Annotated in this window: 14 protein-coding genes; 9 read left to right on the forward strand and 5 right to left on the reverse strand. The window is 71.2% G+C overall.

Annotated features, from left to right (window positions below):
• Positions 1-89 precede the first annotated feature (89 nt).
• Positions 90-938 carry an HAD family hydrolase gene (locus D7X99_RS15360; RefSeq protein WP_121778470.1) on the reverse strand — a complete coding sequence of 283 codons (849 nt, stop codon included), beginning with the start codon at positions 936-938 and terminating at the stop codon, positions 90-92.
• Positions 939-1,155: 217 nt separating this feature from the next.
• On the opposite strand from D7X99_RS15360, the gene D7X99_RS15365 reads away from it, so the two are divergent.
• From D7X99_RS15365 to D7X99_RS15380, 4 genes are all read left to right on the forward strand, one after another.
• A complete protein-coding gene (locus D7X99_RS15365) occupies positions 1,156-3,753 on the forward strand; it encodes a PAS domain-containing protein (protein ID WP_121778471.1) in 2,598 nt (865 codons plus the stop codon).
• A 70-nt stretch (positions 3,754-3,823) separates the two neighbouring features.
• Positions 3,824-4,690 carry an OmpA family protein gene (locus D7X99_RS15370; protein ID WP_121755067.1) on the forward strand — a complete coding sequence of 289 codons (867 nt, stop codon included), beginning with the start codon at positions 3,824-3,826 and terminating at the stop codon, positions 4,688-4,690.
• An 87-nt stretch (positions 4,691-4,777) separates the two neighbouring features.
• The gene (locus D7X99_RS15375; RefSeq protein WP_121755068.1) at positions 4,778-5,650 is read left to right on the forward strand and encodes a hypothetical protein; all 873 of its coding nucleotides are present in this window, start codon (positions 4,778-4,780) and stop codon (positions 5,648-5,650) included.
• A gap of 161 nt (positions 5,651-5,811) precedes the next feature.
• Positions 5,812-6,645 carry a hypothetical protein gene (locus D7X99_RS15380; protein WP_121755069.1) on the forward strand — a complete coding sequence of 278 codons (834 nt, stop codon included), beginning with the start codon at positions 5,812-5,814 and terminating at the stop codon, positions 6,643-6,645.
• A 74-nt stretch (positions 6,646-6,719) separates the two neighbouring features.
• Here the strand turns inward: D7X99_RS15380 and D7X99_RS15385 are convergent, their stop codons facing one another.
• From D7X99_RS15385 to D7X99_RS15395, 3 genes are all read right to left on the reverse strand, one after another.
• The gene (locus D7X99_RS15385; RefSeq protein WP_121755070.1) at positions 6,720-7,409 is read right to left on the reverse strand and encodes an NTP transferase domain-containing protein; all 690 of its coding nucleotides are present in this window, start codon (positions 7,407-7,409) and stop codon (positions 6,720-6,722) included.
• 228 nt (positions 7,410-7,637) lie between these two features.
• Positions 7,638-7,946, reverse strand: coding sequence for a CBS domain-containing protein (locus tag D7X99_RS15390; protein WP_121778472.1), 309 nt, complete (start codon positions 7,944-7,946; stop codon positions 7,638-7,640).
• Positions 7,947-8,065: 119 nt separating this feature from the next.
• Positions 8,066-8,602: a hypothetical protein gene (locus tag D7X99_RS15395; protein ID WP_169827488.1), complete on the reverse strand. Its 537-nt coding sequence runs from the start codon at positions 8,600-8,602 to the stop codon at positions 8,066-8,068.
• 200 nt (positions 8,603-8,802) lie between these two features.
• Between D7X99_RS15395 and D7X99_RS15400 the strand changes: the two genes are divergently transcribed.
• The 3 genes from D7X99_RS15400 to D7X99_RS15410 all read left to right on the forward strand — a co-directional run bounded on the left by D7X99_RS15400 (position 8,803) and on the right by D7X99_RS15410 (position 14,306).
• Positions 8,803-11,706 (forward strand): hypothetical protein, encoded by a 2,904-nt coding sequence (locus D7X99_RS15400; RefSeq protein WP_121778474.1) that lies wholly within the window; start codon positions 8,803-8,805, stop codon positions 11,704-11,706.
• A 31-nt stretch (positions 11,707-11,737) separates the two neighbouring features.
• Entirely contained in the window at positions 11,738-12,928 is a 1,191-nt protein-coding gene (locus D7X99_RS15405; protein ID WP_120599060.1) for an OmpP1/FadL family transporter, read from the forward strand.
• Between the two features lie 85 nt (positions 12,929-13,013).
• A complete protein-coding gene (locus D7X99_RS15410; protein WP_121778475.1) occupies positions 13,014-14,306 on the forward strand; it encodes a YecA family protein in 1,293 nt (430 codons plus the stop codon).
• A 7-nt stretch (positions 14,307-14,313) separates the two neighbouring features.
• On the opposite strand, the gene D7X99_RS15415 is transcribed toward D7X99_RS15410, so the two are convergent.
• Positions 14,314-15,465, reverse strand: a complete 1,152-nt coding sequence (locus D7X99_RS15415; RefSeq protein WP_233613409.1) for a cyclic nucleotide-binding domain-containing protein — start codon at positions 15,463-15,465, stop codon at positions 14,314-14,316.
• Positions 15,466-15,821: 356 nt separating this feature from the next.
• Between D7X99_RS15415 and D7X99_RS15420 the strand changes: the two genes are divergently transcribed.
• On the forward strand, positions 15,822-18,059 hold the full coding sequence (locus tag D7X99_RS15420) for a kelch repeat-containing protein (RefSeq protein ID WP_121778477.1): 2,238 nt from the start codon (positions 15,822-15,824) through the stop codon (positions 18,057-18,059).
• Between the two features lie 184 nt (positions 18,060-18,243).
• The gene (locus tag D7X99_RS15425; protein WP_121778478.1) at positions 18,244-23,586 is read left to right on the forward strand and encodes a hypothetical protein; all 5,343 of its coding nucleotides are present in this window, start codon (positions 18,244-18,246) and stop codon (positions 23,584-23,586) included.
• The last annotated feature ends 141 nt before the right edge of the window (positions 23,587-23,727 follow it).

Raw genomic sequence — 23,727 nt, forward strand, 5'->3', positions numbered from 1 at the left:
CACGCGCGGTGCCTTGACGGACAGCCCCGCCCTCCCTTCAGAAGGGAGGCGGGGCTTTTCGTTTGCCCGCGGTGGGCCACCGCGCCCCTTCAGCGCAGCCGGGGCAGGATGGCGCGCAGGCTCTTGTCCGCGCTGCCACGCGTGCCCAGGCGCTGCACTGCGGCGCGCTCGTAGGGCATCACGTTGGCGCGCTCCACCAGCTGCACGTGCGCGCCCAGCGCGGCGGGCATGGCCAGGTCCAGCTCGAAGATGTCACCCGCGACGAGCGTGGACTCCGGGCCCGTGTGCGTGGCGTCCCAGATGCGCTTGAGCGCGGAGAAGTAGCGCCCGCGCTTGAGGTACACCGGCCGGCCCAGCACGCCGTCCAGGTGGAGCGCTTCCGGCAGCACGTCGAAGCGCGCGTCCTTCGGCTCCGTGTCCTCCAGCTGGAACTTGCGCGCGTCGCCGAAGACCTTCAGCCGCTCGCGGCCCTTGGGGGCCAGCTTGTCCAGCTTCGCCTCCACCAGCTCCGTATGCGCGTTCGTCACCACCGACACGGGCAGGCCCGTGGCGAGCAGCGCCTCCAGCACCTCCTTCGCCTCCGCCTTGAAGGCCGTGGCCGAGTGCCGGTACGCCTCCCGGTACAGCGTCTGCACCGTGTCCGTGCGCGCCACTTCGTCGTCGCCCTTGCCGAAGCGCTTGAGCAGCCGGTGCGCGGTGCAGGTGGCCGTCAGGTAGGGGTCCGCGGTGGCCGGCGCCACGATGCGCCCCGCGACCTCCCAGCCGTACTGGTCCACGCCCTCATGCAGCGCGGCGACCTCCTCCGCCCACGCCTGGGACGCGTCCTGCCCCAGCACCCCGTACAGCGCGTCCTGGAAGTGCTTGAGGAAGGGCTCGCCCTCCGCCAGCACGTCCGTGAAGGTCCCATCGAAGTCCAGCACCACGCACGCGATTCCCATCCACCTGTCCTTGCAGCCCGGCCGCTTGGAAGCGCGGCCGTGAACGAAAGCCCCGAATGACGCCCCGTCGGCCGCTCCGAATCAAGCCCCCTGCCCTGCCTCCGGGTGGAGGCCGGTGCCAACTCCCGGAAAGCCGGATGGAACCCGGGTCGGGTGGTCCCGGTCCCCCGCCACCCCCACCGTAGAGCCTCCCGCGGGGGAGGGGGGCTCCGCGCCCATGTCCGAGCCGACTGGCACCTTTCTGGCGGAGTCCACACCCGTGCCGCAGGAGTGGCTGCGCACGGTGTTGCACCTGCTGCCGGTGGGGGTGGTCATCGTGGACACGGCGGGGCGCCTGCTCGCGGCCAACGCCGCAGCGAGCGCGCTGTGGGGCCAGGCCGCGCTGGCGCGGATGCAACTGGAGCACTTCGGCACCTTCGAGGCGTACTGGCCCGGCACCGGCAGGCGCCTGCGCGGCGAGGAGTGGGCCGTGGCGCGCACGCTGCGCACCCGGCAGACCGTCTCCAACGAGGAGGTGGACATCGTCGGGAGGGACGGCGCGCGCCGCACCATCCTCAACTCGTCCGCGCCGCTGTACTCGGCGGAGAGCGGCCTGGTGGGCGCGGTGAACATCAACGTGGACATCACCGAGCGCAAGGCCACCGAGCGCGCGGAGTTCTTCGTCAGCGAGGCGAGCCGGCTGCTCGCCGAGTCCCTGGACTGGGAGACGACGCTCAAGGCCGTGGCGCGGCTGGCCACGCTGGAGTGGGCGGACTACTGCATGGTGGACGTGCTGGGGTCGGACGGCGCGCTGCACCGGCTCGCGGTCAGCGCGAGGGACCCGAGGAAGCAGTCGCTGCTGGACCAGACCCTGTCCTTCCCACCACAGGCCGGTTCGGACTCGCCGCTCGCCCGGGTGTTCGCGCGGGGCAAGCCCGTGCTCATCGCGGACATCACGCCCCCGTGGCTGGACGCGGTGTCCCTCTCGTCCGAGCACCGCCAGTTGCTGGAGGCGCTGGCGCCGCGCTCGTCCATGCTCCTGCCCCTGGCGGTGGGACGCAGGCGCTTCGGCATCATCAACCTGGTCTCCGCGTCGCCCGCGCGCCTCTACACGAAGCGCGACCTGGGCTACGCCACGGAGTTCGCGCGCCGCGCCGCCCTGGCGGTGGAGAGCGCCCGGCTGTACCGCGAGGCCCGCGAGGCCCTGCGTGAGCGCGACGCGTCCGCGGCCATGCTGGAGGCCTTCTTCGCCGCGTCCCCGGTGGGCATGGGCTTCGTGAACCAGGACCTGCGCTACGTGCGGCTCAACAAGGTCGTCGCGGAGAACAACGGCATCCCCCTGGAGAAGCACCTGGGCCTCACCCCCCGCGAGCTGATGGGCCCGGCGGGCGCCCCCATCGAGGACCTGCTGCGCCAGGTGCTGGAGTCGGAGGTGGCCGTGGTGGACGACCCGGTGGAGTACGTCGTGGGCCCGGAGCCGCGCACCTTCCTGGCCACGTACTTCCCCGTGCGCTCCGGCACGGAGCTGCTGGGCGTGGGCGGCGTGGTGCGCGAAATCACCGACCAGCGCCGCATGGAGACCCACCTGCGCTTCCTCACGGACGCCGCCACCCGGCTGGCCACGTCCCTGGACTGGCGCACCACCGTGCGCAACGTGGCGGAGCTGGTGGTGGCGCAGCTGGCGGACTACTGCCTGGTGGACATGCTGGGCGAGGACGGCGAGCACCTGGAGCGCGTGGAGCGCCGCGCCCGCAGCGACACGCTCCAGGCCCAGCTGGAGAAGTCCATGCCCTACGCGCCGCCCCCCGGCGCGCACACCGTCCTGCGCCGGGTGCTGGAGACGGGGCGCGCGGAGCTGGTGGCGGAGGTGGACGAAGCCGCCATGCGCGCCTTCGCCGTCAACGACGCGCACCGGGAGGTGTTGGACGGACTGAGCCCGCGCTCGGTGATGATCGTCCCGCTGATGGCGCGTGGGCGCACGCTGGGCATCGTGAGCGCGGCGACGTGCTCGCCCACGCGGCGCTTCGGCATGCGGGACTTGTCGCAGCTGGAGGACCTGGCCTGGCGCGCGGCGCTGGCCGTGGACAACGCGCGGCTGTACCGGCAGGCGGAGCATGCCGTGGCCGCGCGCGACGAGTTCGTGGCGGTGGCGACGCACGAGCTGCGCACGCCCCTGTCCGCGCTGCACCTGCAGCTGTCGTCGCTGCAGCGCACGGTGGACAAGCTGCCGTCGGACGAATCCGAGCGGCTGGGCCAGGGGCTGTCGGGGGCGCTCCGGCAGGCGGACCGGCTGGCGCGGCTGGTGACACACCTGTTCGACGTGGCGCGGCTGGGCACGGGGCAGATGGCGCTGGAGCTGGGCGCGGTGGAGCTGTCCTCGCTGGTGCACGCGCTGGTGGCGCGGATGGAGGAGGCGCTGGCCACCGCGGGCTGCGTGGCGGTGGTGCACGCGGACGCGCCGGTGGTGGCGCTGGCGGACCGGCCGCGCGTGGAGCAGGTGCTGATGAACCTGCTCACCAACGCGATGAAGTACGCGCCGGGCCTGCCGGTGGAGCTGTACGTGGAGCGCGACGGGGAGAAGGCCATCATCGCCGTGCGAGACTGGGGCCCCGGCATCCCTCCGGACGCGCGCGAGCGCATCTTCGAGCGCTTCACGCGCAACAGCGGCGAGCACACACGCGCGAGCCTGGGCCTGGGCCTCTACATCTCCCGGCAGCTCGCCCGCGCGCACGGCGGAGACCTGTTCGTGGAGACGCCGCCAGAGGGCGGGCCCGGCTCGCGCTTCGTGCTGCACCTGCCCCGGTGGAAGAAACCGTCCGGGGCGGCCCCGGGCTGAAGCAGGCGGGCGCATGTCGCACGGCGCCACCTTGCCGCCCACACCCGGGGGGACATTACCCTTCAGGGCCATGGACGACGCGCGAACGACAGCAGCGCTCGGACGCTGGCGGTGGCTGCCCTGGGGGCTGCTGGCGGTCGCGGTGGTGGTGGCCTCCACGGGCGCGTGGCTGGGCTCGCGCTCGCTCCACGCGCTGGAGGCCCGGAGCGCGCAGCTGGAGCACGAAGCCACCGAGTCCGAAACCCACGTCGCGCGGTTGCAGACGCTCCGTCAGGCCATGGAGCGGCGGCTGCGCGCGCTGGAGCGTCAGCAGCAGGCGCAGGAGTGGGGCGGCGCCGCGGCGGAGCTCCAGGCGAAGAGCGCGGAGGCGCAGCACACGAAGCGAGAGGCGGCGCTCGAATCGCTGGGCAGGACGCTGAAGGATCCGCTCCAGGCGGGCGACGTGGCCGTGGCGCTGGAGGACGACGCCCTGCGCGTGGAGCTGTCCGAGCGGCTCCTCTTCGCTCCCACCACGACGTCACTCACGCCGGAGGGCGCCGCCGTGTTGAAGCAGGCCGCGGCGGTGCTGCGGGGCCCGCTCGCCGACCACCGGGTGGCCGTGGAGGCCCACACCGACGAGGTGCTCCCCTCCGCGGCCGGGGCTCCCGCCACCACCGCGTGGGAGCTGTCCACCGCGCGGGCCGTGGTGGTGGTACGGCAGCTGGGTGAGCGCGAGGGACTGGCTCCGGAGCGCCTGAGTGCCACGGGCCACGCCGCGCACCGGCCGCTGGTGCCCAATGACAGCCCGCCCCACCGCGCCAGCAACCGGCGCGTCACGCTGCGGGTGTTCCCCACGCCGGTGACACCGGAGAGCGCGGCCGTGGCGCGCACGGAGCCGCCGCCGCGGCCCATGAAGCGCCTGGCGAAGGCCAAGGGGAAGAAGACAGCGCAGCGCTGACGCGCGGGACGCGGAGTGAATAGAACGCCTGGCTGCCCGTCCAGGGGTGCAGAGGGTTTCCACCTCGCCCCTGCCTCGGAGCCTCCCGTGTCCGCCTTCCGCCCCGCCCTGTGCGCCACCTTCGCCGCCGGCCTCCTCCTGGCCGCGTCTCCCGCGGAGGCCCGCTTCGGCAAGAAGTCCTCGGACAGCTCCGAGAACAAGAAGGAGGACAAGAAGCGCGACTCCAAGCGCGACGACAGGGGCTCCCGGGTCCACGCCGCCACGCCCATCCGCTCCAACTCGCGGAACGAAAACTACGCCTACCGCTCGGCCCCTCGCGACCGGCCCTCGTACTCCGCTCACCTCTACGGCAACGCCATCGTGGCGGCCGCGGAGGTGCTGAGCGTCGTCGCGGAGACCTCCGACCCGCGGCCCGTGGTCGTCCAGCAGCAGCGCAACGCCCAGCCGCTCAGCCTGCGCGCGGGAGTCAACGGGGGCATCATGGGCGGCGGCGTCGCCGGGGACGCGTTCCTGGGCATCGAGGGCGAGGCGCTGGGCATCGCCGTGCAGGGCACGCAGCTGGTGCTGCCCACCGACGACGGCACGCGCGGCACGGACGACATCCGCCTGGCGACCCTGCACATCACCTATGCGCCCGTGTCCACCGACCGCGTGCGCTGGCGCCTCGAGGGCGGCCTCTCCACCGCCCACGCGCCGGACGTCTTCTTCGTGGGCCCCAGCCTCGCCACCTCCCTGGAGGTCTGCGTGGCGGGCCCGCTGGACCTGGAGGCGCGCGTGCAGGGCACGGCCGGCACCTACCGGCAGCTGGACGCGAGCGCGGGCATCGCGCTGCACCTGGGCGCCCTCAACGTGCGCGGCGGCGTGCGCGGCCTCGTCCTGGACGACGCGGGCCGGGTGGACGGCATCCAGCACATCGACAGCTTCGTGGGCCCCTACGCCGGCGCCGGTCTGGCCTTCTGAAGCACCCGCGTGTCCGGGGGTGCACATGCCCCCTTCCGGACACCACCCCCCATCCCCGGGGCCCTGGTTTCACCGGGGGTGATGAGGGTTGAATATTCCGGGCGAGCAGGCGTCCACATGCCGCGGCCCATCCCGTGGGCCCATGAAGAGGAGAGGTCGCCGTGGGCTTCTGGAAGACGCTGTGTGCCGCGCTCGCCGTCGCTGTCCTGTTGGGGTCCGCGCCCGCCGAGGCCCGCTTTGGCAAGCGCTCCAAGCCGAACACCTCCGACTCGAAGGACTCCGACGACAAGGACGGCAAGAAGGAGCACCGCGCCACGCCCGTGGGCCGCCCCTCGGACGCGCCGGTGCGCTCCAGCGTGCGCTCCTCCGGCGTCGGCATCGGCTGGTTCGACGTGCTCTTCCTCTCCGGCCCGGCCAGCTACCACCGCCGCGCGCGCGCGGAGACGCCCCGCGGCACCCGCGCGCCCCGGCCCGCGCCGCTCGTGCACCTGAACGTGCAGGGCAACAGCTTCGGCGACGTGGGCGGCGCGCTGGACCTCTTCATGGCCCTGGACGGCCAGCGCTGGGGCATGGACGCGCGCGTCAGCGGCATCGCGCTGGAGTCGGATGACGGCTCGGCGGACACGGACCGGCTGACGCTGCTGGACGCGCACCTGACCCTCTCTCCCTGGTCCACCGAGCGCGGCCGCTTCCGCATGGAGGCCGGCATCGCCAGCGCGCACGCCCCGGACGCCATCTTCGTGGGCCCCAGCCTCGCCGCGTCGCTGGAGGCGTGCATCGGCCCGTCGCCCTTCGACGTGGAGGCGCGCATCCAGGTGGTGCCCTTCCCGCACCGCCAGGTGGACATGCAGGCCGGACTGGCGCTGCACCTGGGCGCCCTCAACCTGCGCGGCGGCTGGCGCACCCTGTACCTCAGCGACGGCGGCCACCTGGACGGCGTGGTGCACGCTGACAACTTCACCGGCCCCTACCTGGGCCTGGGCCTGTCGTTCTGAAGGCCGGAAGGCTGAAGTAAAAACTCCCGGGGTCGCCGCGCACCGTGCGGGCCCCGGGAGTCTTCGCGTCGGGGCTACTCCTCCGACGACGCCGCGTAGGACGCCGGGGTGGTGTCCGCCCCGGAGCCGTTGGACACGCCCGGGCGCTTCACGCGCCGCTTGGGCGGCGGGGCCAGCTTCACCTCCGTGCTGAAGACGCGCCCGTAGATTTCAGGCGTGTTGACGTTCACGATGACGCCGGGGTCCTTCACGTTCAGGCGGCGCGGATTGAGCGTCTTGAGCGCCGCCTCCAGGTCCTCGCCCTCCGCCTCAATGAGCTTGCGCGCCGCGCCCTTCGACAGCACCACCGGCCAGCCCGTGGCGTTGTCGTACTCCGGCCGGAGCACCATGACGGCGTCGGTGCCGCCGCGCTCCATGTCCTTGAGCATGGACTTCACGGTGGTGACGCGCAGGGCCGGCATGTCCACCGGATGCACCAGCACCACGTCCGCGTCCTCGGCCAGGGCCGCCTCCAACCCGGCCTTCACCGACGCCAGCAGGCTCTTCTCCCAGTCCCTGCTCGTCACCAGCTCCAGGCTCGGGTGCTGCTCGCGCACCGCTTCCTCGTCGCTGCCCACCACGCCCAGCACCCCGCACCCCGCCTTTCCGAAGGTGGACGCCAACGACTGAAGGAAGCTCTTGCCCCCTTCATGCTCGATGAGCGCCTTGGGGTGGGACATCCGCCGGGCCTTGCCCGCCGCCAGGATGATCGCCACTGCCTTCATGACCCGCCTCCTCGCCCTCGACGGAAAGCCGGGGGCACCGCCAACAGGCTGTTGACCTCCTTCCGGGATTGCAGCCCGCCCGCCAGTACGAGTCGTCAGACAGCCGCCAGTCACACGAGGAGGTGTTGGCTGCCAGCCCTTTGGGCAAGGGCCGGTGTCCACCAGCGGTCAGCCGGACTGGCCAAAGGGCTTCCCCTCCCCCGCGCCGGATGGGCGCCAAGAGGCACTTCAGTGCAGCCAGCCGCTGGAGGCCGCCAGCCGCAGCGGGGCGGCCGTCTCCACGGTCGTTTCTTCCGGCGCCGCCAGCGCCTTCACGGTCAGAATTTCAGCCAGCCGGGCCAGCGGACGGCGACGGGCCACGCGGTGCAGCTCGTCCTCCGTCACCTCGCCCAGCAGGTCGCCCCCACGCCCCTCCACCACGGGCAGCAGCTGCACGCCGTGGCGGTACATCTGCTGGAGCGCTCCCAGGACGGTGTCCTCCGGGAACAGGGTGATGGCGTGGGAGACGAGGTTCTGGAACTCAGGGCTGCGGCACATCGACACGTGAGGCCTCCGGTGCTCGGCGTTCGGGCGCCGTGTGCCGGAAGGCCTTAGCAATCCGCTTGCCGACGTCCGCGAAGGGGTCCCGGTGCCTTCGCGGATCCGCCTGCCCGCCCTTACTTCTTCGGCGCGGGCTTCACCGACTCCACCATCTTGCGGAAGCCCTTCTCCGCGCCGTTCACCGTCTTCTCCGGCCCGGTGAGCTTGTAGAAGATGGCGCCCTCCGGCCCCTCCACGATGGCGCCGCGCAGCTTGAAGTTCGGCTTGGGCGCGGAAGGCCCCATCATGGGACCGCCGCCCGCGTACGTGCCCTTCACCTCCACCGTGGTGACGGGCAGCCCGTTCACCTTCTCCTGCTTCGTCTTCGCGTCCTTGTCCTCCAGGGGCTTGCCGTCGGGCTTCTGGAACTGCGCCACCCAGCGCTTCACGTTCGCGTCCACCGCGCCGCCCTGCCCCTGCCCGAAGTAGAAGACAGCCAGTTCCGCGTCTTCCGCGTCTCCCTTCGCGGCGGGCACCTTGTACGTCGCCGCGCGCATCGGCCGAGGAGGCTGGGCGGCCCACTCCGTCGGCGCGCTCCACGTCAGCCCTCCGGCCTCCTCCGCGCTCGCGCCCATCGCCACGGTCATCGCCAACACAGTCAGCAGTCGTTTCATGAGCGGCAGCGTATCCGCGTTCCCTGGCGCGTCACGCCCTCGTGCCGCGCACGCCGCGTGAGACGTCCACCCGCGTGCACGCGTGGGAACCCCATAGCTGACTCGGCGCGTCAATCCCTCTCACTTTGTGACCGGGGGAGGGCGTGCTACTCACTGACTTGTTTCCAGCAGTTCACCTTGGGCTGGAGGGGATTCCCACCATGAAGAAACAGTTGTTCCTCGGGGCCATGGCCCTAGGAGCTGTCGCCTGCACGCCGGAGATTGCGCAGGAGGCTCCGAATCTGAACGTCGGCCTGGCGGAGTTCGACCCCTCGGCGTCTCCCGCCGTGGTTCCCTCCCCCAACGACCTGGCCATCAACCAGCAGACGAAGAAGGTTCAGGCGCCGATCAACCCGGCGGCGTCCGCGGCGGAGCAGGAGTTCACGCGCGACTACCTGAACTCGCTCAACGGCTTCCCCACGTCCGCCATCGCGAACACCAAGATCAAGGACCTGGATCCGAGCTCGGTGAGCCCGAAGACGGTCATCTTCATCGACATGTACGCGGGCACGCCGCTGGCGACGAAGCCGGTGACGCCGACGCTCGCGTACAACGAGGACACGGACCTCCTCAACATCATCCCCCCGGTGGACATCAACACGGGCCTGCCGGCGTGGCCGAAGGGCTCGCGCTACGCGGTGGCGCTGGTCGGCGGTGAGAACGGCCTGAAGACGAACTCGGGCAACCCCATCATCGGGTCGGCCACGTGGGCCTTCATCAACTCCGACAAGTCGCTGGTCACCTGCGAGGACCTGACCTCGCCGGACTGCGGCCCGGCCACGGAGCTCATCCCCTCCGCGGAGACGGACCCGGCCAAGCGCCTGGCGGACCAGACCGCCAAGTCGCTGCAGCTGGAGCAGCTGCGCCTGGGCTACAAGCAGGTCTTCGACAAGGCCCTGGCGCCGCAGGGGTTCAAGCGTGAGGACATCGTCCTCATCTGGACCTTCAGCATCGTGAACCAGCCGGATGCCACCATCAATCTGGCGGCCACCGATCGCGTTCCCACCATCATCCCCTTCCCCAACGACCTGCTGCGCGTGCCGGCCACGGCCACCGCGGCGGCGCACCTGAACTTCCCCGTCCCGACGACGCCGGGCCTGCAGCAGGACCTGTTCAACGGCCTGAACACGCTGGACGGCTTCTCCACCACGGGCGCCATCGTCACGGAGAACGGCGACGCGCAGGGCGTGCTGGACGGCACCATGTTCCGCGTGGCCTCGGACGGCCCGGCCCCGCGCGTGGACGCGGCGTCGCTGGCCGCGGGCGTGAAGTTCTTCAAGCTGTCCAACCTGGACAAGGGCACCAAGCCGGACGTGGTTCCCTGCCTGGTGGAGAAGAGCGGTGACTGCGGCACCAGCGTGGGCGCGGCGGGCATCGTCGAGGTCCCGCAGCAGCTGCAGATCGTCCCGAAGGCGCCGCTGGATGGCGCCACCCAGTACGGCGCGGTGCTGACCACGGACCTGAAGGACACCAAGGGCCGCAACGTCGCCCCGGGCACGGCGTTCGCGCTGATGCGCCTGGCGAACCCGGTGTTCGCCAACGGCAAGAGCACCATCTCCTCCGTGCCGGACGCGCTCGCGCAGGCGCTGGAGCCGGTGCGCGCGGCCCACAAGCCGTTCTTCGACGCGCTGGCGGCCGCTGGCCTGCCGCGCTCCAAGGTCGCGCTGGGCTGGTCGTTCACCACCCAGAGCACCACGTCCGTCCTGCAGCAGCTGTACACGCTGCCCGGCGGCGTCTACGGGACGCCCGCGGCGCCCATCTCCGCCTTCCCCGTCACGTCGCAGGTCAAGGCCGCGATGGGCGGGGCCGGGTTCGCGTCCGCCAACGTCGGCGCGGTCTACGAGGTGCGGGCCAACACGCCGTGGCTGCTCACGGGCCCCTTCGGCACGCTGAACCCCGCCGAGCCGCGCCCCACGCGCTACCCGTTCATGCTGTTCGTGCCGACCGGCACGGTGCCGACCGGCGGCTGGCCGGTGGCGGTGTTCGGCCACGGTCTGACCAGCAACCGCACCGCGGTGCTCGGCGTGGCCAACACGCTGAACGGCGCGGGCTACGCGGTGGCCGCGATGGACGCCGTCTACCACGGTGAGCGCACCAGCTGCGTGGGCTCCGCCACGGTGCTGGGCACCACGGGCTCGGTGGGCGACGACGGCGCGTGCGCCGACCCCGCCACCCAGCGCTGCGAGAACAGCCCCGCCAGCCCGTCCTACGGCCGCTGCGTGGCGCGCACGGACGCGGCCCGCGCGGACTGCAGCGCCGCGGCGCTGCCGCCGGGCGTGCCGAACGGCGAGGTGTACTGCGCCAACGTGATTACGCAGGGCCAGTGCATGGCGGACAACAAGTGCGAGGGCGGTGACTTCAAGCGCAGCGCGCAGGGCGTCCCGGTCATCTCCGCATGGAACTTCCTGAACCTGGGCAACCTGTTCACCACGCGCGACAACTTCCGCCACCACGTGGTGGACTTCAGCCAGTTCCTGCGCGTGCTGGCCAGCAAGGAGCTGTCCGACGCCGTGGGCGGCCTGAACGCGGCCCAGGTGGACTACGTGGGCCAGAGCCTCGGCGGCATCATGGGCACCATGTCCACCGCGGTGTCCCCGCGCGTGCACCGCTCGGTGCTCAACGTGGCCGGTGGCAACCTGGCCGGCGTGCTGCTGACCGCGCCCGACTTCAAGCCGCAGCGCGATGCATTCCTGGGCCAGCTCGCCACGGCGGGCATCAATCCGGGCATGCCGGCGTTCGACACGTTCATCGGCCTGGCGAACACCATCCTGGACCCGGCGGACGCGCGCAACTACGCGTACCTGCTGGAGAACAACGTGGCGGCCGGTGCGGACCCCGCCGTGCACCGCGCGTTCATCCAGTACATCGCGGACGATACGGTCATCCCGAACGCGAACACGCTGGCGCTGATCAACGCGGCCAACCGCACTGACGCCCCCCGCACGGTGGCTTCGTACATGTTCCCCGCGTCGGAGTCGTCGAGGGGCCACAGCTTCCTGGTCTACAGCGCGAACGCCCAGAACCAGGCGGTCGAGTTCCTGAAGACCGGCGCGCAGCCCAACTGACGCGAACCACTGAGAGAGGAATCAAACACTCATGAAAAAGACACTCTCCCTCGTGGCGATTCTGGCGGCCGGTACCAGCCAGGCCGCGGGATTCCAGGTCGACACCCACAGCGCTCGCGCCACCGGCGTGGGCGGCGCCGCCACGGCGTGGCTGGAGGACTCGTCCTCCATCTATTACAACGTGGCGAACATGGTCGGCGTGAAGACGCTGGACATCACGCTGGGCGACACGGGCATCCTCCCCAGCATCACGTTCCAGCGGCCGAACATGGAGGCGGAAGGGCAGCGCACCACGCTGTCGCCGCCCCCGCACCTGTTCGTCGTCTACAAGCCGTTCGAGAAGGCGGCGTTCGGCGTGGGCGTGTTCACGCCGTACGGCGCGCGCAGCCGCTGGGAGGAGGGCTTCAGCGGCCGCTTCCGCGGCTACGAGTCCTCGCTGGCGACGTACTACATCAACCCGTCGTTCGCGTATGAGCTGCACCCGCGCTTCCGCTTCGGCGCGGGTCTGGACATCGCCCGGGCCACCATCGAGCTGACGCGCGGCCTGGACTTCGTGAACAGCGAGGGCTCCGTCCACCTGGGTGGCGCGGACTGGGGCTCCGGCTTCAACATCGGAGTGCAGGCCAAGCTGCTGGACAACCTGGACATGGGCCTGCACTACCGCAGCGCCATCGACATCGCGTTCCAGGGCCAGGCGGACTTCCAGAACATCCCGGTGGAGTTCCAGAGCCGGCTGACGGACCAGAAGGCGCACGCGGACGTCGTCCTGCCGTCCACCGTGACGGCGGGCCTGGCGTACCGGCCGCTGAACAACCTGCTGCTGGCGTTCGACGCGAGCTGGGTGGACTGGTCCTCGTTCTCGGAGCTGGCCATCCGCTTCGAGAACCCGTCCATCGACAACCCCATCCCCAAGCGCTGGCGTGCGAAGTGGAAGTACTCGCTGGGCGGTGAGTACGGCGTGAGCGATGCGCTGCAGGTGCGCCTCGGTCTCACGTACGACCCGTCCCCCAGCCCCGACAGCACGCTGACGCCGGACCTCCCGGACGCCAACCGCTTCAAGGTGTCCGCGGGCGTGGGCTACCAGTTCAAGCCGTTCCGCGCGGACCTGGGCTACCAGTTCGTCGCTCTGGCGGACAAGGAGAGCACGGCGCCGGGCATGCCCGGAACGTACTCCGGCAACGCGCACGTGCTGGGCCTGACGCTGGGCTTCAACCTGCAGTAACCGGCTGAACCGTTTCTGAAGTAGCGGGCGCCCGGCTCCTTCCGTTCATGGAAGGGCCGGGCGCTTTCGCTTACGGTGCCGGGCCGTGAGCCCTTCCAAGCCCGGCCGCAACGACCCGTGCCCCTGTGGCAGCGGGAAGAAGTACAAGGCCTGTCACGCCGCCGAGGACCGCGCGAAAGCCGCGCCGCCTCCCACCACCGCCCCCGCCCACCCGCTGAAGCAGGACCTGGAGGGCGCCATGGCGCTCCTGGGCGACGCGGACGTGTCCCGCCTGTCCCAGGCGCTGGAGCACCTGGGCGTGCTGCTCCAGGCCGCGGGGCCCCAGCCGGGGCTGCGCTACGACGACAAGGCCTTCAGCGACCACGTGGGTCAGGCGCTCGCGAAGCTGGCCGCGCAGGAAGGCCTGGACGCGATGGAGGCGCGCAACAGCCTGCGCGTGGGCGTGGTGCGGGAGCTGGGCACGCGCGGCTTCCAGGAGAAGCTGGGCGCGGGGCTGCTCGCCCAGGTGGCGAAGAGTGGACGCACGCCGGAGGAGCGGCGCGCGCTGTGCGTGGGCGCGCTGCTGGCCACGGCGGCGAAGAAGACGGGCAAGGTGCGGCCGGAGGACAACCCCGTGCTGGACGTCGTCTTCGACGTGCAGTTCCGCGAGTGGAGCCAGAAGCACGCGGAGGTGGTGCGCAAGTACGAGTCCCTGATCGCGGGCATGGAGCAGGAGGACCTCACGCCCGAGGCCTCGGAGGCGCTGCGCAAGGCGGAGGCGGGCGAGCTGGACGCGCTGGTGAAGCACGTGCAGGCGGACCCCGCGCTGGTGGAGCGCATCTCGCGCGAGGCGAAGGAGCGCGCGCAGCGGGTGGAGACCAAGCTGCGCGACCCCGCCACGCCGTCCGTCTTCTCCCCGGAGGAGGAGCTGTGGCTCACCGTCGCGCTGTGGGAGCCCCTGCGCGCGATGAAGTCCCAGCCCAAGGACCCGGAAGGCCGGCGGCAGGTCATCGCCGCGCTCTTGCGCGCGGTGAAGGGCGCAGTGGACGCGGACTTCCTGGAAGGGATGCTGGAGCGGATGCGCGACGGAGCGAAGGACCCGGCGGCGGACGAGCCCACGCGCGAGTGGCTCACCGACGCGGCCATCGCCTTCGAGGCGGAGCCCGCGCGGCTGGTGCTGGCGGCGCTGCTCACCGCGCGGCAGGAGGCGAAGGGACGGAGCGCGGAGGAGATGGTGGCGCTCGCGGACCTGAAGGCCCTGCCCGCGTGGACGCCGGAGCAGTTGGAGCCCTACCGGCAGCTCATGGAGAAGGAAGGCCGCGCGGCCGGCGCCGGGCGGATCCGCCGCGCGCAGGACTGGCTTCGCGAGCACCCCGTGCAGCTGGACGCGGAAGCCTGACGCGCGTTCAGACGAAGAGCGCCTTCGCGGTCTGCTGGAGGCGCTCCGTGCCCATGCGCATGAGCTGGCCCTTGAGGCCGGGCTGGCTCACGACGTGCCGCTCGAAAGCGGCGCGCTCCAGGCGCAGCACCACGCACGGCGTCTTCGTGCGGACCGTCGCGGACACGGGCTTGTCCAAGAGCAGGGAGATTTCACCGAACACGTCGCCTTCGCGCAGCTCCGGCAGCAACACGATGCGGCCCGGCTGCTCCAGCGACAGCTGACACTGGCCGCGCAGCAGCAGGTAGAAGGCATCGCCCGGCTGCCCTTGAGTCAGGAGCACCTGGCCCGCAGGCACGGCGCGCAGGTCGAACTCGCGCGACATCGCCTGCTTCAGCGCGGGCGACAGGTTGGTGAACAGGGGGCTGGTCCGCAGCAGGTTGTCCACCAGCCGGCGCTGGTAATAGGCCTGCACCGCCGCCTCCACCTCCGGGTGCGCCGCGCTGACGCGGGCCAGGGAGGAGCGCTTGAACTCCAGCAGCACGGAGCGCTCAGGCACCTCCACGCTGGCCAGCCTGGGCCCTTCGGACACCAGCGCCACCTCGCCGAAGAAGTCCCCCGGCCCCAGCGTGGCCACGACCTGCCGCGCGTTGCCCTCCACCCGGCGCGTCACCTCCGCGCGGCCCTCCACCAGCGCGAACATGGAATCGCCCGGCTGCCCCTCCTCCACCACGCGCTGGCCCGGCCAGAAGGCGCGCACCTCCAGCGCCTCCACCAGCGCCACGAAGGCGTCGCGCCCCACTCCGGACAGGACGGGCACGCCCGGGTCCTTGCCGTCGGGTACCCAGGCGAAGGTCGGGGCCAGCGCGCCGGGTGGCAGGGCGAAGCGATCCGCCAGGGCGCGCACCGTCTTGGGACGCGCGCCACGGAGGCCTCGCGACAGCACCGTGGCGGCCACCGCGCGCAGGAGCCCTCCCGCGCGAGTCCACGCGAGCGCCGCGTCGTCGTAGGCGTGGGCGGCCTCCGGGGTGCGCTCCAGCCACTCGAGCAGCTCCGCGACGCGCTGGTGCAGCTCCGGGTCGCCGGGGTCCGCGCGCAGCGCGTCCTGGTAGCCGGCCAGGGCCGCTTCCAGCTTCCCCTCGGCGGCGAGGGCCGCCGCCCGGGATTTGAGGGACGCCACAGGTAGGAGGTCCGCCATGCGGCCCCATGTAGCGCAGGCGCGGGTCGCGCGCACCCGTCCGGAAAGACCGGGAGTGAAGAACTGGAGAGTGCGAACCGACCTGGGCCTGCCCGATGCAGGGACAGGTCGGATACCGGCAGCGCAAAGGTTGAGAGCTTTCATTGTCGCGCCGATTGGCGCCGCGGTTGGCGTCCGTCCACGGTCCCGGACGTCCCGTCTCCGCCCCGGGATGTTTGCGTGAAGAGGACGCCAGGGAATCCCTGTCACAGCGCTTGAGGAGGCCCCCTGGCAATCCCTTTGCAACCGACTGTGTAAACCCAGGCATTCCTTTTCACCTGAACCCAGTCGGAGAATCCATGTCCTTGAAGTTCCCCCTGCCCTGGCTGCTCTCGGGTCTGATGCTCTTGTCCTCGGGATGCGATCCCACCGCGACCGGAAGCACGGCTCCGCACCTCGCCGCACGCAGCGATGACATCGTCTCCGGCATGGAGACCACGGGCTCGATGATCAATCCCCGTGAGGAGCACACGGCGACCCTGCTCCTGAATGGCAAGGTGCTCGTCGCGGGAGGACATCGGTTCATCTCCACGAGTTCCACCAATGTCCAGGTGTCTGAATTGTACGACCCGGCGACGGGAAGCTGGACCGCGTCGGGCTCGATGGTCGCGGCGCGCTCCCGGCACACGGCCACCCGGTTGAACAACGGAAAAGTCCTGGTGGTGGGTGGCAACAGCGGGACATCCACATCCGCGGAGCTCTATGACCCTGCGACGGGGAATTGGTCCGCGGCCAGCACTCCGCCGGGCCCCTGGCGCTCGTCCCATCAAGCCGTCCTCTTGAGCAATGGAAAGGTACTTGTCTCGGGAGGAAGCACGGAGACCGAACTCTATACAGCGTTCGCGGCGCTCTATGACCCGTCGACCGGCACCTGGTCCACCACGGGGGACATGAAGAACGGACGCGACGGTCACACGCTGACGTCGTTGAAGGACGGCCGAGTGCTCGCCGCAGGTGGAACGGGTCACATCAGCAGCTACCCCTACCTTCATTCCCTCTCGACGGCGGAGATCTACAATCCCGTCACGGGTACATGGTCGCTGACGGGAGACATGGAGCCCAACGCGCTCTATTTCAAGGAGGGCAGAGAGAGCCATAACGCCGCCCTGCTGCCTTCAGGAAAGGTTCTCGTGGCGGGAGGCAGATCGAGCAACGGTGCATTTGGAGGCGTCGGTCCCGCCTACAAGACCACCCAGGTCTATGATCCGGCCACCGGTGCCTGGTCCCCCACGGGCACCATGGCCGAGGGACACACAGCCAATTGGCGCGCGGGCCATGAGATGGACTTGCTGCCCTCCGGGAAGGTCGTGTTCGCAGGTTCCTCGAATGGAGGAAGCGTGGAGCTGTACGACCCCACGACCGGAGCCTGGAGCACGGTGGGCACCCTGGCGAACCTCCGCTACGGCTCGACCACGACCACGCTGGCCTCGGGGCGCGTCCTCATCGCGGGAGGGCAGCGCTATGACTCGGCCACCTCGCAGACGGTGTACGCCGCCCAGGCCGAGCGCGTGGTCCTCCCCTACTGGAAGCCCGCGGGCAACATGGCCACCGCGCGCTTCGGGCTCACCGGCACCCTGCTGGGCAACGGCAAGGTCCTCACCACGGGCGGCTTCAACGGCACCACCGAGGTCGCCTCCGCCGACCTGCGTGACCCCACCACCGGTGCCTGGAGCGCCACCGGCGCCATGGCGATGTCCCGCCAGTTCCACGCCGCCACTTTGCTCTCCAGCGGCAAGGTGCTGGTGACGGGCGGCTACGGAAACGACGCCTACCGCTCCTCCTCGGAGCTGTTCAACCCCACGACCGCCACCTGGGCCTCCACCGGCGGCATGAACCAGCCCCGGCTGCAGCCTGTCTCCGTGAAGCTCGCCAACGGCAAGGTGCTCGTCGCGGGCGGAGACACGGGCCTGGGCTACACCGCCTCCGCGGAACTCTACGACCCCACCCCGGGCACCTGGACGTCGACGGGCAGCATGGCCTCCGCGCGCATCCACACCACCCCCGCGCTGCTGCCCAACGGCAAGGTGCTCGTCGTGGGCGGCTACGACGGCAACGTGACCCTCGGCACCGCGGAGCTGTTCGACCCCGCGACCGGCACCTGGTCCTCCGCGGGGACCCTCGCCCAGGCCCGGGAGGGCGCCAGCGCCACCGTGCTGCCGAATGGCAAGGTGCTCATCGCGGGCGGCACGGCCGAGTACCCGCTCAACACCGCGGAGCTGTACGACCCGGCCACCAACACCTGGAGCGCGGCCCCCACCCTCACCTCCTGGCGGACGGACCACGCCGCCATCAAGCTGGCGAATGGCGACGTGATGGTCGCGGGCGGCTACGGCGTCAACACGGGCTACGGCGTGGACGCATACCTCGACTCGGTGGAGGTCTACGAGTCGGCGCTGGGGCGCTGGACGCGCACCACACCCCTGGGCACCCTGCGCTACGCGGCGGAGGGCGTGCTCCTCCAGGACGGCCAGGTGCTCGTCATGGGCGGCTCGGACTTCGACGGCCCCGTCTCCACCACGGAGCTGTACGTCCCCTGAAGCCTGCGGTCTTGAGTCCTCGTCAGTCCTTCTGAACTTCCCCGCCACCCCGTTGGCGGGGGAGCGGCGCGGGCCCACCAGGCCCCGCCGCGATTCCCCACCACCCATCACCCAACCTTGGACCACCCCTTCCGGCCGGGGAGGGGATGGCCCCGGGTCCACCCATTTCCTGGAGTCCACTGGAGTGCGTCCCTTTTCAAGACATCTCGCCGTCGGCTCGCTGGGACTCGTCCTGGCGACCGCCTGCGGCTCACCCGAAGTTCCCTCATCACCCCAACCCGCCGAGGAGTTCGCGGTCATCCAACGGCAGGCCCTGGAGGAGTCCTGCTACGACCGCGACAACCCGCTGCTCCAGTCCCTGAAGACGCCCCTGGGCGCCCGGGACTGCACCTTCGACGAACAGTGCCCGCAGGGCGCGTTCTGCAACGAGAGCACGCACCAGTGCGACTGGACGTGTCTGGAGGGCGGTCCTGCGGGCACCGCCTGCGGCACCGGCAAGGTGTGTGATTGCTCCGGTCAGTGCGTGACCGAGGGCGGCGGCAACCCGCTCGTCCTGTCCGGCACGCTGCCCCGCGTGGACGTCGCGCCGGCCGCCCTCTCCGTCACCACGCCCGCGGCGGGCCAGCCCTTCGCCGCCCGGCGCCTGGTGGTGGGGCTCGCGGCGCTGAACCCGACGGAGGCGGCGCGGGTGACCTCCACGCCGGTGCGCCTGGTCGCCGGCCCCGGCATGGAGGTGGCCTGCGACGTAGGGGAGACCCCCGCGACCGTGTTCTCCAGCGACTGCCTCGTGAACACCTGGGCGTTCAGCGCCTTCGGCACCGGCCAGCGCGCCACGGTGCGCATGGACGTGCGCCCGCGGCAGGACAGCACCGAGCGCCGCTGGTACGTCACCCTGGAGGCGCAGGGCGCCACGCCCCAGCGCACCCGCGTGGACCTCGACCGCGCGGACGCGGCCCCGGGCGTGGGCGGTGTGCGGCCCTTCTTCGGCAACGTGACGCTGACGCTCGACCCGTCCAGCGACGCGGGCACGGAGCCGCTCGTCCTGCCGGTGCGCGCCTTCGCCAACGGCGCGTACCTCATGCTGTTCGACGAGTCGCGCACCCTCTCGCCCTCCGGCAAGCTGCGCCTGTCCACCTCCCAGTCGCACCACGGCGAGGAGTGGCTGCCCGCTGGCAACGGCTCCAACACCGCGGATGCCGTGACGGTGGACGTGGAGGGCACCTACGACGGCACCGGCGCCAGCAACAGCACGCTGGTGGGCACCTTCACGGTGCGCCTGCCCCGGCCCATCAGCAGCGCCTGGGGTGTCCAGGCGACGTACCGGCTGTCGCGCCTGCGCGTGGACACCGACGCGGGGGTGGATGACCTGCCGCTGACCGCCTGCCCGGCGACGCCCTGCGCGACGGGCTCCGTCTGCGAGCCCGACCTGGGCGTCTGCGTCCCCGGCGTGCGCGCCTGGAGCGGCGCCCCCGTCGCCTCCGACGGCCGCCCGCTCAACACCGTCGTCAGCGAGGAGCGCGCGAGCTGGGATTCCGAGGCCCAGACCCGGCTCACCGACTTCATGACCGCCTCGGCGGCGAACGGCACGCCGCTGTCCACGTCGCAGCTCGCCAGGGGCCTGCTCTGCAACCAGGCCACCAGCGCCGCGCCGCTGGAGGTCGCCGGCTTCCCGGCCTTCGCCACGGCGGACGCGGGCCTGCCCTTCGTGCTGGCGCGCTCCGGGGACCTGCGCTGCCAGAACGGCGGCATGCCCTACGTCGCCGAGCTGGGCAACACGTGGGACCGCTACCCGGACGTCAACGGCCTGAAGAACCTGGACCGGATGACCGACCTGGAGATGCTCTCCGAGTGCCTGGAGGACCTGAAGCGGCCCGCGGTCAACGGCCCGGGCCTGGGCACCTCCGACTGGTTCGCCCAGCGCTACGGCGCGCGCTACGCCATCAAGACCCAGCGCGCCACCGTGTCCACGGCGAGCCGCATCACGCCGGGCCGCTGCTTCAACCTGGCGCGCTTCTACGGCGCGCTGAACCTGAGCGCGCGCGACGGCAACAGCCGCGACCAGCGGCTGGCGGGGCGCCTGTTCCAGCAGTGGATCGCCACCCACGGCTACCTCGCCCAGCAGCTGGTGCAGCAGCGGGAGCTGTCGGACTTCCTCAACGAGCCCGCCCCCTCCGACTGGGAGTCCACGCCCGTCGTGCTGGACCGCTTCGAGAAGGGCTGGGACCTGCTTCTGGACGGCACCTACGCCAACCTGATGCCCGGCAACGACGCGGCGCGCACCTGCAGCATTCTCAACCCCGACTACCGCCTGCCCCCCGCGCCCCTGGCGTCGTGGACCTGGGCCACCAACCAGTCCGTGCAGGACCGGGGCACCGGCGCCCGCTGGCAGCGCAGCCGCTCCACCTTCTTCTTCCACACCCCGGACCTGGCGGCGCGCTGCACCAGCACCTCGTCGTCCGTGAACCTGGCGTCCGCGTCGTTCCTGCTGGACGAGTCCCCCACGGGGCCCCGTTCCCTCCAGGTGTCGTGCCTCCAGAAGACCAGTGGTCTGGAGGTCACCGTCCAGGCGGCTCGCCGCGGCACGCCCAGCGGCACCCGCTTCTTCACCTGGACGCTACCCTTCCCCACCGGCACCCAGGGCGTGGCGTTCGCGGTCCTGGACCAGGGCGCCACCATGAGCCTGTTCTCCCCGGCCAAGACGTACCTCGTGCCGGCGCAGAGCACGCTCGCGTACGAGCACACCGTGCTGCGTCCTCCGTTCACCCAGGCCGTGTCCGGTCCGTCCGGGACCCGGCTGGCGGTGTGGGACTTCGTCGCCGACACCGGCCACCTCTCCGAGGCCGTGGACCGGCGCACGCTCTATGACACGCCGTCCGCGGACCTGGCGCCCATGCCCGGCTCGCAGCCGCACCACGACCAGCCGGTGGGCCTGCCCGCGTCCATCCTGGAGGGCCTGACGGCGCACCTGCGCCTGCTCAACACGCACCTGGAGGACGTGGAGCGCACCACGCTGGCCACCTGCGCCCCCGTGGCGTCCGGCACCCCGCGCGACCAGGCCATCACCCGCTTCGGCCGCACCATGCGCTACGCGGTGATGCTGGAGACGTTGGCCCGCTCCGCCTACGCCCGCGAGAAGGACTCGTGCACCACCGCGCAGGGGCTGACGGAGCTGCCCTGGGACAAGCGCTGGCGCGACGCACAGGCGGAGCTGGAGGCCGTGCGCCGCCAGTCCTACGAGAAGCTGCGCGCCATCAACGACTGCCGCCCCTACGGCATGCCCGACGACGAGGTGCCCCTGCTCTTCGGCGCCACGCTGACGGGCTCCATCGAGCGCTACTTCGGAAGCTCCTCGTACCTGCACGCCAACGCCACGTCCGCGGTGAACACCGCCGTCGGCGACAAGCAGGCCGCGGAGAGTTCCTGGGTGTCCCTGCGCAACGGCGAGGTCCAGGAGGCCTACCAGGACGCCGCGAAACAGCAGCGGATGCTGGAGCTCAAGCGGCAGTACGGCGCGCCCATCGTCCAGATGTGCGGGCTGACCAACGTCAACGCGGCGGACGCGCTGGACCTCTTCGACCCGTCGAAGACCGCCCAGCCGCTGCGCCCCGAGGCGTGCTTCGTCAAGCCGGAGTGCCAGACGCCCCCCGCGCAGGTGTACGCCGCGGTGCGGACCGAGCACGCCCGCTTCGCGCTGTGCACGTGGAAGCGCCTGGTGCCCTCCACCTCCGTCTACACGGACGCGGCGGTGCGCGCGCTGGTGGAGCACTACACCACCGTCGACGTGATGCCCGGCTCCGGCACCGTGACGTGGGGGAGCACGACGCTGCCCGTGTCCCGGCTGTACGGCCAGCCCCTGCCCACGAATGAGATCGCCTCCGGCGAGTTCGCCGCGGCCCGGGCCGCGTGCCTCCAGGAGCTGGGCACCCAGGGCAGCCAGCTGCCCACGCCCTCCAGCCTGGGGCTGAAGCTGGAGAGCAGCTGCTACCGGGGGGACATGGGCAACGCGATGCTGTCCATCGTCGGCGCGAACCAGGGCCTCCAGGTGGCGCAGGCGCAGTGGACGGACGCCCAGGAGCGGCTGCGCATCGCCCAGGAGCGCTGCCTCACGCTGGAGACGGACACCCAGAAGCAGATCGCCCTCAGCGCCAGCTACGAGGCGGAGATGACCGGCCTGCTGGAGGCGAAGGTCAGCGTCGACCGCAAGGTGAACAACATCAGCGACGTCAACAACAAGGGCGAGTCCATCATCAGCGCCTTCGCGTCCGGCACCTACGTGGGCATCGCCTGGGGCGCGGTGAAGCTGCTCAGCTCCAGCGCGGAGAACCGCTACAAGGACGAGTCCATCGTCCTGAACGCGCGCATCCAGCAGCTCGACCTGCAGCACAAGCTGGCGGTGGAGGCGCTGGCCCTCCAGACGAACGTGAACCAGTGCTACGCGGAGGCCCGCACGTACATGGTGGGCATCAGCACCGCGGCCATGCAGATCGACCGCGTGGGCACCGACGTGGACAGCGCGCTGCTCCAGCTGGAGAACATGGAGGGCCGCGTGCGCCAGCTCCTGCTGGAGGGTCAGCAGGTGGTGGCGCAGGAGGAGGCCCGCCAGGTGCCGCTCTTCTCGCACGACTTCTGGCTGCACGAGCGGCTGACGCGGGCCCGGGAGTCCTTCGCCACGGCGAAGCGGCTGTCGTACCTCTTCGCTCGCGCGCTGGAGTACGAGAAGCAGCAGAGCCTGCCGGCCACCAGCGCGGTGCTGGCGGCGAAGGGGCCTCTGCAATTGCAGAGCGCGCTCAACGCGAACGCGTACGCGGCCCTGGACAAGACCGTGCATGGCCGGGACGTGGAGGGCCAGGCCTTCGTCGTGCAGCTGCGCGGCAACGTGTTGAAGCTGGAGGACCTCGTCGCCGCCACGCCGGGCGAGCGCAGCCTGACGAAGCAGGAGCGCTTCACCCGCCGGCTGCTGTCGCCGGAGAACGCGGTGTACGACGACAACGGCCGCTACCTGGGCCAGGGCCTGCGCTTCTACCTCCAGGACAGCCTGGGTCCCAACTCCATCCGCTGCGGCGAGAAGGTGTGGACGGTGCACGCGCACCTGGTGGGCGATGACCGGGTGGAGACGTGGCTGAACGGCCACGGCCTCGCGCCGCTGGTGCTGCGCAAGCGCAACACCTTCAGCAGCCACAGCTGCGACCCGGACCACAAGGGCTTCCAGACCCGCGCCCTGCGCCCCTCGCTGCGCAGCGGCGGCTACACGGGCACCGCGAAGCCGGGCGAGGAGACCACCTTCACCCTGGCGAGCGTGAGCGCCAACACCGGCCAGACGGTGCTCGGGTTCCAGCAGAACCCGTCCGGCGCTCCGTCCACGGAGTGGAAGGGCCGGGGGCTCTACGGTGAATACGAGGTCATCTTCCCCTGGGTGGACCTGATGACCGCGGGAGGCGTGTCCACGGGCTTCCCCATGGATGGCGTCACGGACGTGTACCTGCGCTTCGAGCAGGTCTCCGCCGCGACCAGCCACGTCTACGAATAGCCACAAGGCCTCACAGCCAAGGCCGATGACAGGACCCGGGAAGCGCCTCCGGGTCCTGTCCCTTCCTGAGCGCGCGCCGAACGACCCGCTCCGGGTCGAGGTGCGCGCGCTCGATTGTCACTTCACTCTTTCTTGCCACGA

It is taken from the genome of Corallococcus sp. AB032C, from assembly GCF_003668935.1.
Classification (GTDB): domain Bacteria; phylum Myxococcota; class Myxococcia; order Myxococcales; family Myxococcaceae; genus Corallococcus; species Corallococcus exiguus.